This is a genomic window from Bacillus sp. (in: firmicutes), from assembly GCF_031983925.1.
GTDB classification, from domain to species: domain Bacteria; phylum Bacillota; class Bacilli; order Bacillales; family Bacillaceae_G; genus Bacillus_A; species Bacillus_A pacificus.
Genome location: NZ_DALYZR010000001.1, coordinates 396,772 through 409,005 on the forward strand (window position 1 = coordinate 396,772; position 12,234 = coordinate 409,005).

The 12,234-nt window shown below is 34.6% G+C and carries 12 protein-coding genes and 1 pseudogene; 8 read left to right on the forward strand and 5 right to left on the reverse strand.

Features of this window, described 5'->3' with window-relative positions; translation table 11 throughout:
- Window positions 1-147: 147 nt before the first annotated feature.
- Together RTP99_RS02210 and RTP99_RS02215 are read left to right on the forward strand one after the other, a co-directional pair.
- Window positions 148-714, forward strand: a complete 567-nt coding sequence (locus tag RTP99_RS02210) for a sigma-70 family RNA polymerase sigma factor (RefSeq protein ID WP_046646889.1) — start codon at window positions 148-150, stop codon at window positions 712-714.
- Window positions 711-1,811 (forward strand): DUF4179 domain-containing protein, encoded by a 1,101-nt coding sequence (locus RTP99_RS02215; RefSeq protein ID WP_000653131.1) that lies wholly within the window; start codon window positions 711-713, stop codon window positions 1,809-1,811. The genes RTP99_RS02210 and RTP99_RS02215 overlap by 4 nt, the downstream gene beginning before the upstream one ends.
- 40 nt (window positions 1,812-1,851) lie before the next feature.
- Here the strand turns inward: RTP99_RS02215 and RTP99_RS02220 are convergent, their stop codons facing one another.
- Window positions 1,852-2,925 (reverse strand): WD40/YVTN/BNR-like repeat-containing protein, encoded by a 1,074-nt coding sequence (locus RTP99_RS02220; RefSeq protein WP_041184658.1) that lies wholly within the window; start codon window positions 2,923-2,925, stop codon window positions 1,852-1,854.
- Between the two features lie 189 nt (window positions 2,926-3,114).
- On the opposite strand from RTP99_RS02220, the gene RTP99_RS02225 reads away from it, so the two are divergent.
- The gene (locus RTP99_RS02225; RefSeq protein ID WP_000510019.1) at window positions 3,115-4,014 is read left to right on the forward strand and encodes a cation diffusion facilitator family transporter; all 900 of its coding nucleotides are present in this window, start codon (window positions 3,115-3,117) and stop codon (window positions 4,012-4,014) included.
- Between the two features lie 193 nt (window positions 4,015-4,207).
- A complete protein-coding gene (gene fbpA, locus RTP99_RS02230; protein WP_000098301.1) occupies window positions 4,208-4,378 on the forward strand; it encodes a Fur-regulated basic protein FbpA in 171 nt (56 codons plus the stop codon).
- Window positions 4,379-4,434: 56 nt separating this feature from the next.
- On the opposite strand, the gene RTP99_RS02235 is transcribed toward fbpA, so the two are convergent.
- The 3 genes from RTP99_RS02235 to RTP99_RS02245 all read right to left on the reverse strand — a co-directional run bounded on the left by RTP99_RS02235 (window position 4,435) and on the right by RTP99_RS02245 (window position 7,461).
- Window positions 4,435-5,106 (reverse strand): GntR family transcriptional regulator, encoded by a 672-nt coding sequence (locus RTP99_RS02235; protein WP_011040197.1) that lies wholly within the window; start codon window positions 5,104-5,106, stop codon window positions 4,435-4,437.
- Window positions 5,107-5,122: 16 nt separating this feature from the next.
- A complete protein-coding gene (locus RTP99_RS02240) occupies window positions 5,123-6,091 on the reverse strand; it encodes a DMT family transporter (protein WP_000981813.1) in 969 nt (322 codons plus the stop codon).
- 182 nt (window positions 6,092-6,273) lie between these two features.
- Window positions 6,274-7,461, reverse strand: coding sequence for a GTP-binding protein (locus RTP99_RS02245; RefSeq protein ID WP_000757655.1), 1,188 nt, complete (start codon window positions 7,459-7,461; stop codon window positions 6,274-6,276).
- A 183-nt stretch (window positions 7,462-7,644) separates the two neighbouring features.
- Here RTP99_RS02245 and RTP99_RS02250 point away from each other — a divergent pair, with 183 nt between their 5' ends.
- From RTP99_RS02250 to nhaC, 4 genes are all read left to right on the forward strand, one after another.
- Window positions 7,645-8,622 (forward strand): permease, encoded by a 978-nt coding sequence (locus tag RTP99_RS02250; protein WP_000231711.1) that lies wholly within the window; start codon window positions 7,645-7,647, stop codon window positions 8,620-8,622.
- A 12-nt stretch (window positions 8,623-8,634) separates the two neighbouring features.
- A complete protein-coding gene (locus tag RTP99_RS02255; RefSeq protein ID WP_000343563.1) occupies window positions 8,635-9,507 on the forward strand; it encodes a TIGR03943 family putative permease subunit in 873 nt (290 codons plus the stop codon).
- A 112-nt stretch (window positions 9,508-9,619) separates the two neighbouring features.
- Entirely contained in the window at window positions 9,620-10,279 is a 660-nt protein-coding gene (locus RTP99_RS02260; protein WP_001104677.1) for a class I SAM-dependent methyltransferase, read from the forward strand.
- 332 nt (window positions 10,280-10,611) lie between these two features.
- Window positions 10,612-12,015 (forward strand): Na+/H+ antiporter NhaC, encoded by a 1,404-nt coding sequence (gene nhaC, locus RTP99_RS02265; RefSeq protein WP_000843989.1) that lies wholly within the window; start codon window positions 10,612-10,614, stop codon window positions 12,013-12,015.
- Window positions 12,016-12,115: 100 nt separating this feature from the next.
- On the opposite strand, the pseudogene RTP99_RS02270 reads toward nhaC, so the two are convergent.
- Window positions 12,116-12,193: pseudogene (locus tag RTP99_RS02270) on the reverse strand (SDR family NAD(P)-dependent oxidoreductase); the annotation flags it as partial.
- Window positions 12,194-12,234: the final 41 nt, after the last annotated feature.

Here is a 12,234-nt window from a genome sequence, read left to right on the forward strand (position 1 = left end):
TTCTTTGAATGCATAGTTATGTGAGACAATGGCTAAGGGAAAGTATTCCATTACATACAAAAAATAATAAAAAGATGAGAGAAAAATTTTTTCTAGACGTTATATAGGGTGTAAAAGCTTTTACAAAAAAATAAGGGGAATCGCTACATGAAATCAAATGAGAAAAATTTTATAAAAAGATTACAGCGGCAAAAAGAAGATGCGCTAGAATTTGTTGTCGATACATATTTACCACTCATCAAGGGAATCACGCATAAAGTTCTTTTTCCAGTTCAAAATGATGGACTCATAGAGGAATGTATAAACGATATATTTCTTTCCATTTGGAATAATGCAAATAAGTTTCATGGAGAGCCGAGTGATTTTAAAAAATGGATTGCAGCGATTGCGAAGTTTAAAGCAATTGATTATTACCGGAAAGCGACTAAAAAAGTAGAAATTATCTCGGATGAGTTTCATATTAGTACGGAAAAGTCAGCGGAAGACGAATTAATCGTTATGGAAGATAGAGAAGAATTATTGAAGCTTATTAATCAATTAGAACCGCTAGATCAAAAAGTATTCATTATGAAATATTTACTCGGTATGAAGGCAGAGGAAATAGGTGACAAGTTAGGATTAACCCGGGCAGCGATCGATAATCGAGTGTACCGTGGGAAAAAGAAACTACAACAAAATGCTACGAATATTAGTTTTGGAGGTAGTGCCATATGAAAGACATTTATGAACTATTAAATGATATTGATATAGATGAGAAAGAACTTGAGGAAATTGAGGCTTCTGAAATTGAAAAAGAAAAAGTGAAGCGTAATGTAAAACAATCGATACGTACGAAGAAAAAGATGAAAAGTTGGAAAAAAGGCGTTGCTGCTGCATCTATTTTAGTAGGATTATCAGTTGCAACGCTTGGTATTGGGTTTCCTACATATGCAGGGGGATTGCCAATTGTAGGTGATATATTCCGATTTTTAGATAATGGTAGAACAGGGTTATATGAAAATTATAAAGAGTTTTCGACTGAATTGAATATGACGAGGGAGAGTAATGGGGTTAAGGTTACCATTAATGATGTAATTTCTGATGGCAGAACAGTATCTATAACGTATTCACTGGAAAGTGAGCAAGACTTAGGGAATGATCCTATAATATTAGGTGGGTTGGATATAATGGACGCTCATGGTAGTTCAGGGAGTGGTAAGATGACTAAAGTTACTGAAAAAAAGTATGTAGGTATGGTAACAACGACGCATCATGATAGCAATAAAAAGGACAAAGTAAACTTTAGATGGAATATAGAGAGAATAGAGATGTCAGATAGGAAAAAATCAATACAAGGTAATTGGAGTTTCGCATTAACTATAAAATCAGTAGATAGTAAGGAGAGAACAATTGGTGGGAGTTCGGAAAAAGAAGGTATAAAAGCAAATATGGAAAAGGTCGCAATGTCTCCGGTTTCATTTATTCTTTATTACAATCAAGAAGTTTCTAAGGACGCGAGGAAAGAATGGGATAGTGTAGATGTTGAATTGACGGTTAAGGATGATTTAGGGAATGATTATTCGGGTGAAGGAAATGGGGGAAGTGGCGACGATCCTTACAATATTCGATGGAGTTCTACATTCCAAAAGTTAAACGAAAATGCAACAAAGCTTATCGTTACACCTCGCGTACACTTACGAGTGCATACACCTGAAAATCATGGTGGAGTGGAGTATGTGAATGGGAAAGAGAAGAAAATAGAAGTACCGAAAAAAGAAGCGAAGAGTAAAGATATTGTTTTAGATGATATTGTAATTGATTTAAAGAAATAGAAGAGAGACTGCCTAAAACCGTTAGGCAGTCTTTTTTTCGTTAAGAACTAGCTACAAGTAATGCATGCGGATGCTGCGCTTTATACTCATCTTTCCACAGAATGTTTAGTTGTTCCCACGATTCGCCGCTATCAGTGGATTGAAATACGCCATTGTTATTTAAAGTGTAAAACGTATGTGGTTCTGCTGGATTTGTCGCAAACATTGAAATGACTGTACCGATTGCTGATGGTAGACCTTGCTGTACTTGCTGGAACGGAGTATCTTTCGTTTTACGATATATATAAGATTCATAAGGAATACGATGATGAGCGAGATCTGCACTCGGTGCGGCAGAAACGAGAATTGTATCACAATCAGCTGGATCGATAGCCATGCTGTATAAATAATGATGTTCAAGTCCTTCGCTGCATGAAATCCAGCTGTTTCCACTGTTATAACTTTCGAGGTATGCGCGATCAGGTCCGCCCATAAATCCGTCACCACATGATGCATAAAGGCGATTTGGAGCTTCAGGGTGCATAAGCAATTGATGAGCATCGATAGGAGCACCGAATTTTTTATCCATCCATGTATGCCCTCTATCATTACTTTGAATAACAGCACCAGCTTCAATTGAAACATGGATTGTATTTGGATTATTTGGATCAACTGTAATCCAGCGTACGTGATGGGTAAACGGTCTAGGTGGGAAAGCCCACGTATAAGAAGATAATAATGATTTCATATTTTTAAGTTCAGTCCACGTTTCCCCACCATTTTCCGAACGGAATAAAGCACTAGGTTCTGTTCCTACATAAACGACGCCATATCCGTTAACTTGTTCATTAGAGCTTATCGTAATGGAAGTGATCGAAGAATGTAAAATACCATCTTCTTTTGGAAAATCAAAGTAACGATAAGAATCTCCAATTGGTCTCCATGAATCTCCGCTATCGTCACTTAACCAGAGACCTCGTCCAAAAGTGCCGCAATATATACGATTCTTTTGAAATGGATCAACAGCGATACAGGTAGGTTGCATATTTTGTAAGTGATACGCTGCTTCATAGTTACCATATCGTTCTTTCACTACAACAAGTTCACGTTCCATACAGAGAAATAATCTTTTCAATTTCGTCCCCTCCTTAAAAATTCTTTCCTTAGTAAACAATATGAAAATAAAAAAGAAGTAGTCTTGTTTTTATTTGAGAAAAAGGACTTGTTTGAAAAATAGCGAAGTGTGTATACAGAGGAAATGGGATAAAGATAGGGAGTTTGTTCCATACTAATGTACAGATATTATCCTTAAAGGAGCCTTAGTATGGGACATTCACATGATCATGGTCATTCAAAAAATAAAAAGGCGTTACTATTCGCATTCTTACTAACAACAAGTTTTATGATTGCTGAAGTTATTGGGGGATTTGTAACAAATAGTTTAGCACTACTATCTGACGCGGGGCATATGCTAAGTGATGCGGTATCGTTAGCTTTAAGTTTACTTGCGTTTAAGCTTGGAGAAAAAACAGCAACAGCTGCGAAAACATATGGATATAAGCGAGTCGAAATGTTAGCGGCATTATGTAACGGTGTCGTTCTTATTGTCATTTCAATATACATTTTTATTGAAGCAATTCGCCGTTTTAAAGAGCCAGTTGAGATTGCTAGTAATGGGATGCTCATTATTGCTGTACTTGGTCTGCTTATTAATATTTTATCAGCTTGGATATTAATGAGAGGCGGAGATGTGAAGGGCAATTTAAATTTAAGAAGTGCTTTCTTACACGTATTAGGAGATCTATTAGGGTCAGTCGGAGCGATAATTGCTGCGTTACTTATTAAGTTTTTTGGATGGACTGCTGCAGATGCGATTGCTAGTATTCTTGTGTCTATTTTAGTCATTATTAGTGGATGGCGTGTAACACGTGATACGGTCCATATATTAATGGAGGGTGCACCACAACACATAAATGTGGAAGAGGTAAAAAGTACATTATTAAATATTCCGGTTGTAAAAGAAGTTCATGATTTGCACATATGGTCTGTCACATCGGATTTTCAAGTATTAACTTGCCACTTGATTATTAAAGGAAATGAAACACAAAGTGTATTAAAAGAGGCTACTGATGTATTAAAAGAGAAATTTCATGTAGAACATGTCACCATTCAAGTAGAAATAGATGGTGAATTTAATCATAGTGAGACAACTTGCAAAGTATGAAAGAAAAAGGATAAGAAAAAGTGTCATAACATTTTTCGCACGGCATACATATATATAATGTGGCCACAAATACTTTGTAAGGTAAATATTTCATGAAATTACTTTACTTATAAAGAGTCATCTTTTATAATCAAAAGTGGTAATTGATAAAGATTATCATTTTCAATGATCGTAGAAAGGAGTTTTTTAAAAGATGAGTAGTCAACTCCGTTTTGCTGTTGAAAATCGTAAGAGGCATTTAATTGATGAGTTAATTGGAGCGGGTGTGTTTAAAATTCGTGACCGACAATTATACGAGCTGTCTTTAGAGGAATTGGAAAAAGAGTACGAAGATATGGAAGATTATGCAGATATTCAGGCATAGCTATATATATTAGTAAAAAGAGAGCTGGTTACGATTTTGTGTAGCCAGCTCTCTTTTTATTTCGTAGAAATTATTTTTTGTATTTCTTTCATTGGACGAAGCCAGTTTTGAGTCATCATTCGTTCTATTTGTTTTTCGTCCTGCTTTTGCAGTGCTTGAATGATGGAGTGATGTTCTTCAATAGATTGACTTGCTGGAACGAAGTTTTGGAAAAACAAGTATTCAAGACGTAAAACGTGAAGTTGCATATTTTCTAGAAAGGGTTCAATATATTGATTTTTAGCAATAGAAGAAATGGTATTGTGAAATTGTATATCTAGTTGTAAAGCTTGTTTTGTGTTTTGTTTCTCTATAGAGCACTGAAAATCATCATTTATTTCAGAAAGTAGTTTCAAATCAGCGTCTGTAATATTTTGAAGTGCTTGTTTTCCTATAATAGAGTGAAGACCAGCCATCGTCTCATAAATGATCGGAATGTCGTCTAACTGAATAGGAGCAATTTTTGTTTTTTGTCCAGGTACCATTTCCACTAATCCAGAAAGCTCTAATATTTGAAGCGCTTCTCTTACAGGTGTTCTGCTTACTCCTAGTGCTTCAGCTAGTTCCCCATCATTAATTTTTTCATTGGGCTTCAGTACACCTTCAATAATCCAATCTTGTAGTTGATTTAAAACGAGTGATTTTGCTGAAACTCTTCCTAGTTTTTTATTATTTTGAGGGATAGGCATAGTGAATTTAATCCTTTCATTGTATATTTTTCTTTTTCTCATGAACAAGCTTTAATTCGGGTTTCCCTTCATCCGGTTTTTGGCTTAAGATAAGCACCATTACAATGACACAAAGGGCCCCTAATAACTGAAAAGATTGAAATGGTACATGTAATATAAGTACAGAAGAAATAATAGCTGCGAGTGGTTCTGTACAACCGAATAATGTCGTTTCTTTCGGGGTTAAGTATCGTATGCTGTCTAAGTATAAATAAAATGCGATGAGTGTCCCGAAAATGATGACAAATGTGATGAGCGGTAAGGTATTTAGTTTTACATATTTCATCGTTGACAATAAAATGAATTCTTTCGTAGTAATAAAGTGTACAATCGTTACACCAATACCCCCAATAATCATGCCCCATCCAACGATAACTGAGGAAGACCATCTATCTAGTAATTCTTTTGAATATAAACTATAAAAAGCAAGAGATAATCCAGATAAAATACCCCAAACGATAGCTGGTGTAGAAACAGCTAAGTTATGAACAGACCCGTTTGTTAGTAAGAGGAAAGTGCCTACTAATGAAAGGACAATTGAAATAAAATCAATTTTTGATGGACGAACGTTCCATTTGAAAAGTAAGTATACAGTAATAAATATAGGAGCTAAATATTGCAATAATGTTGCAACGGCAGCATTTCCTTCTTTAATAGAAGCGAAGTACGTGTATTGTACAGCAAGCATACCGAATAGGCCAAACAATATCATTTTAGTAGCATCAGATCTTTGTTTCCATATGCTGAATATTTCTTTTTTTCTCGTTCCGAATGATGAAATAATGAGCAAGATAACGCCCGATATAAGCAATCGAATTGTAACTAACCATTCAGTAGAAACATGTTCATATTGAAAAAGTTGTTGTGCAGCTGTTCCAGATAATCCCCATAAACAAGCACCAATTACAACCATAATGATTCCTTTTAAACGATTTGGATTCATCATGTATTGATTCCTCCTTTCAAAAAATATATCGTATACAATATGCAATATATCACGAAATGAATAAAAAATAAACTGAAAATTCTCACTTGATGTAAAGCTGTTATTCAGATTAAAGAAGTTTGTTAAATAAGAGAACGATAAAATAAAAAGGCTTTCGTTTACGGAAGCCTTTCTATTTTAAATTATGAAGTGTAAGTAAAAGCTGGAATAGGATCAATGAATGTATCCCAGTTTTGTGCCATTTCTTTTTCTGTTAATAGACAATCATCTAATGATTGTTCAATTAAAGAACGGTTCATATCAATTCCGATAAATACGAGTTCGGTTATTCGATCTCCATATCGCTCGTTCCAGCTTTTCAATACCTCGGGTTCTTCTGTAATAATTTGATTTCTTTCAGTTTCAGGTAATGCTGCTATCCATTCACCGGCTCCTTGAATTGTAATAGAGGAACCCGCTTGAGATAGAAGCCCTATCATATTATTACGTGATGCGAGCCAGAAAAAGCCTTTTGCTCTTACGACATCCACAGGCCATTTTTCTAGCCAATTCATAAGGCGTTCAGGATGGAAAGGATATTTACGGCGATACACAAAGGAATTGATGCCATATTCTTCAGTTTCAGGTGTATGATGTTCACTATTTAATTCTTGTATCCAACCCGCCGATTGACTCGCTTCCTCATAATTGAATAAGTTTGTATTCAAAATTTCTTGCAGTGGTACGTTGCTAAATGAAGTTTCAATAATTTTTGCACTAGGATTTAATTTCTTAAGTAAATGATGGAGCTCTCTCACATCTTCTTTTTCTAGTAGGTCTATTTTATTAAGGAGAATTACATTTGCAAACTCAATTTGATCTATTAATAAATCAATAACTTCCCGAGTATCGTTTTCATCAATTGCCTGCTTACGGTCTAATAAACTTTCACCATCTGCAAAATCATCCCAAAATCTATTTGCATCTACAACAGTAACCATCGTATCGAGGCGACAATTTTTTGTTAAGTCAATGTTCAGAACATCGTCTGTATACGTAAACGTTTGGGCAACTGGAATCGGCTCACTTATACCGGAAGATTCAATAACTATATAGTCAATATCACCGTTTTCTACAAGCCGATTCACTTCTATCATTAAATCCTCTCGTAGTGTGCAACAAATACAGCCATTTTGAATTTCTACTAGTTTTTCCTCCGTACGTGAAAAACCACCTTTTTTGATAAGGGATGCATCAATGTTTACTTCGCTCATATCATTAACGATAACAGCTACTTTTAAGTTGTTCTTATTAGTCAAAATATGATGTAGTAAGGTGGTTTTTCCAGCTCCTAAAAAACCACTCAATACAGTGATAGGTACTTTTTTCATGAAATACTCTCTCCTTTAAATCGTAATGATTACGTTTTATATTAAATGATGGAAAAGAAAAAATCAATAATAAATCATAATGGTTACGATTTAAGAATAGGAATAGACTATAAAATTTGTGCTGTAGCAGGAAGCTTTTGGACAAGCACTTGTTTACATATAAGTAAAATGGAGGCGAGAAGGATGGTCTTTAATAGGGTTTCAAAAGAATTAATAGGAATAGCTCTTATTGCTATGTTTCTCTTTTTATTATTTTTTGTAGATTTTACAAGTTTAGCAAATTTGCATAAAAGTATGCCAAAAGAATGGTTGAATGTGAATACGGTGTTTTTAAGTATTATATTTGAAGCAATACCATTTATTTTATTAGGGGTAATTGTTTCTTCTCTCATTCAAGTGTTTGTGACAGAAGATATGATTCAAAAAGTAATGCCGAAATCTCCAATTGTTGCAATGGTTCCAGCAGTATTTGTTGGAATTCTTTTTCCAATGTGTGAATGTGTCATTATACCAATTGTAAGAAGGCTCATTCAAAAGGGGTTACCACTTCATGTGGGCATTGTTATTTTACTAAGTGCACCTATTATGAATCCAGTTGTTCTTTTATCTACTGTATATGCGTTTCAAAAAAATGATTACATTGTATATGCACGCTTTGGGGTAACAATTCTTGTTGCTCTATTCATAGGTTTAATTGTGTATTATCGCTATCGCGAAAGAAATGTTTTAAAAGACGTAGAGGTGTCAGTTCAAAAAAACAAAAAAAAGAGTTGGAAAGATGTTATGAATCACACTGTAGATGAGTTTTTTGATACTGGTAAGTATTTACTGATTGGTGCTTTTTTAGCAAGTGTATTTCAAACATTTTTTGATCGGAATGTACTGGATGCAGTAGCACATAACGAAGTAATTGCCCCAATTATTATGATGGGATTTGGTTATGTTTTATCCATTTGCTCTGCGGCCGATTCGTTTATAGCGGCATCTTTTGGACATGTTTTCTCTGTAAAAGCACTTCTCGCATTTCTTGTGTTTGGGCCTATGCTCGATATGAAAAATACGTTCATGTTGTTTGCATATTTTCAAAAGAGATTTGTATTCTTTTTGATTGGAATTATTATTTTATCGGTGTACACAATCGTGCAAATTACAACGTTATAGGAGATGAGAAACGTGGATGAAAAGGAACAGAAGGCCTATCATCGCTATATTCGTGGCATTATTTTAATTGGTTTAGCAATGCTCTTATTTAAACTATTTGTAACCGGGAATATTTATAATTTTATCGCTCCAAAAATGATTAAATTTACGTATATAGCTTTTGTAGTAATTTTACTTCTTGGTTCATTACAAGTTTGGGGAGATGAGAGAGAGGAACAAGATGATTGTAATTGTTGTGTGCATCATAGGGAATTGAAGTTAGGGTTAAAAAGATATTTTGTATATGTTTTATTTGTTGTTCTAATTATTAGTGCTTTTCTATTTGGAAGTGTAACAATTGACGGAAGTTTAGCAGGAAAAAGGGGTATGAATCAAAGTGTACAGGCGATAAGTATGGAAAAGAACGAAAAAGAGGGAATACAGGCAAATTCTAATGGGAAAGAACAAGATGAAAGTTCGAATTTAAAAGTGACTGATCAAGCGGAAGAACAATTAGCAAAAAGTATGTTGGGACAACGAAAGATACAAGTAGAGGATAAGGATTATGTTCAAACAATGAGTATAATTGGTCAAGATGTAAAAGGATTTAAAGGGAAGGAAATTACATTCTCAGGGTTTATATATAACGATAAGGATGTGACGGGTGATAAAGCGGTAGTGGCGCGATACGGCATAACTTGTTGTATTGCGGATGCATCTGTCTGGGGGATGATTGTTGCAGGGGAAAACGTAAAAAAGCTCCCACAGGAAACATGGGTGAAAATAACAGGTTTGTTGGACGAAACGACATATAAAGGAATGCTATTTCCACTCGTAAAAGTAAACAAAGTGGAGAAAATCAATAAGCCAATAGATCCATATGTATATGATGCTTTACCACAATAAAAAAGAATGAATTCTTCATATTTTCATGAAATAGAATCATAATCATGACGATAAAAAAATAAAGATAAGAGTAATTTGGTTTGTTAAAAATATGTGTAGAAGGAGATACGCGATGAACTGGGTTACTCATAAACCAACATTTGAATTTGATAATTTTAGTCCATTTATTCGTGCGAATACTGCGTGGCTTGGACATTTGGAGTTCGCATACGATTTAGTAAGATTTGAAAAACCAGAAATATTAGTTGAGCTAGGGACACATCTAGGAGCTTCTTTTTTCAGTTTTTGTCAAGGGGTAAAGGATGGGGGATTAGCTACAAAATGTTTTGCTGTAGATACTTGGACGGGAGATGAGCATACAGGTCCATATGGAGAAGGCGTTTATCAAATCGTAGAGAAAGTCGTAAATACGAGTTATCCCAATATAGGTAATTTAATTCGTTCTACTTTCGATGAGGCCGTTGATCAATTTCAAGATGGAACGATAAACTTGTTGCATATTGATGGCTATCATACGTATGAAGCAGTTTCTCATGATTATAAAACATGGTTACCGAAACTTGCGAATAACGGTATTGTGTTATTTCATGATATTGAGGTGAAAGATCGAAACTTCGGCGTGTATAAGTTTTGGGATGAAGTCACAGCAAAGCACCCTCATTTTCAGTTCCAGCATTCATATGGACTCGGCGTATTATTTCCGAAAGGTTGTAGCGATAAGTTTGTGGAAATACTTAAAAATAAAGAAGAAATACAAAATATGTATAAATAAAAGTGGAGCATGCATCATTTGAATGATGCATGCTTTTTTGTGTGGGGAATAATGATATTCCTTTAAACGGTGAGGATAATAGTAAAAAGTTTGATGGTGGCAAATATTAAAAAAGTTACTCTTTGATTGTTAAATATAAAAAATGTAACATTTTTTATATTTTCCATTGCGAAAAGTAGCATCTACTTTTACAATAGAAAAGGTGTCCAATATATTATACTGGAAAAATAAATCGAAATAATATGAAAATTTTGTTTTGTCTTCGCTAATTGTATATTACATACATGTAAGACGACACACGTCATGTTATCGACTTGTAAGGAGAGAAAAAAATGAAAAGTGTAAGATTACCATCGATGCTAGAAATCATAGTTCTTTTATTACTATTTCTTGCTGTTGTCTTTTCCTTCCAAACGATTTTTGATCTCCCAATTCAATTAGCGCTATTTATTTCATGGTTTTTAGTAATTGCGCTTGGATTAAGATTAGGATTTCGTTATCAAGAATTGCAAGATGCAATTACGAAAGGGATTTCTAACGGATTAGAAGCAATACTGATTTTAGTTGCAGTAGGTGCTTTAATTGGAACATGGATTGCTGGTGGCGTTGTACCAACATTAATCTATTATGGGTTAGAATTTATTCACCCTAGCATATTCCTATTAGCAACATTAATTATTTGTTCGATCACTTCTATCGCAACAGGAACATCATGGGGAACAGTTGGAACAGCAGGTATTGCTATGATGGCGATTGGTGAAGGGCTTGGATTACCACTTCCACTTGTTGCTGGTGCAGTTCTTTCAGGAGCTTATTTCGGCGACAAATTATCACCACTTTCTGATAGTACAGTTCTGGCAGCTTCTATGGCGAAAGTAGATGTTATTGCTCACGTTCGAGCTATGCTCGTATTAGATGTTCCGGCTTATATTATTACTAGTATTATGTTTACTGTAGCTGGTTGGATGTATGGCGGAGATAACGTAGATTTAAATCGAGTAGAGTTTTTAAAAGAAGCTTTATTAAAGCAATTTGATATTAAAATATGGATGCTTGTTCCAGCGGTCATTGTTATTGTTCTATTAGCACTAAAGAGACCGTCTATGCCAACAATTGCAATGGGAGCTTTAATTGGTGCGATTTGGGCAACTCTTTTCCAAGGAATGAACTTTGGAGATGCCATTGGAACAGCGTATAATGGATTCTCAATTCAATCTGGTGTTGAATTTGTGGACAAGTTATTAAACCGTGGTGGAATTAACGGTATGCTTGGATCAGTAGCCGTTATTATTTTCGGTTTAGGATTTGGTGGATTACTTGAAAAACTAGGTGTTTTAAAAGTAATCGTATCAAAATTTGAGAAGAAATTAAATTCTGCAGGTAATGTAACATTGTCTACATTAATCGTGGCATTCTTAGCGAATATATTTGGTTGTGCAATGTACGTATCATTAATTTTAACACCGAAAATTATGGAAGAAAGCTATGATAAATTAAAAATAGACCGACGTGTATTAGCACGTAACTCAGAAGTAGGTGGAACGTTAACTTCAGGTATGGTTCCATGGTCTGATAATGGTATTTTTATGGCTGGTATTTTAGGTGTAGCAACGTTCTCATACGTTCCATTTATGTGGTTAAGCTTCGTATCGTTAATTTTAGCGGTTATTTACGGATATACAGGCAAATTTATTTGGTATGTTGATGATGCTGAAAAAGGAAAAGAAGCATCATAAATAAAAAATCACCTTCTACGTGTTGTAGAAGGTGATTTTTTATTTTGTAATAGGAGTTGAAGAAGTTATCTCAACCTCATATTTAGCAATTTTTTGTTGTATCTTTTTCTGCTAATTGACGAACAAGTTCATATCCAATTCCTTTATTTGCACCTGTTATGAAAGCATATTTTTTCATATTGAATTCCTCCAGTAGTGTTATAGTAGGTTACAAAGGAG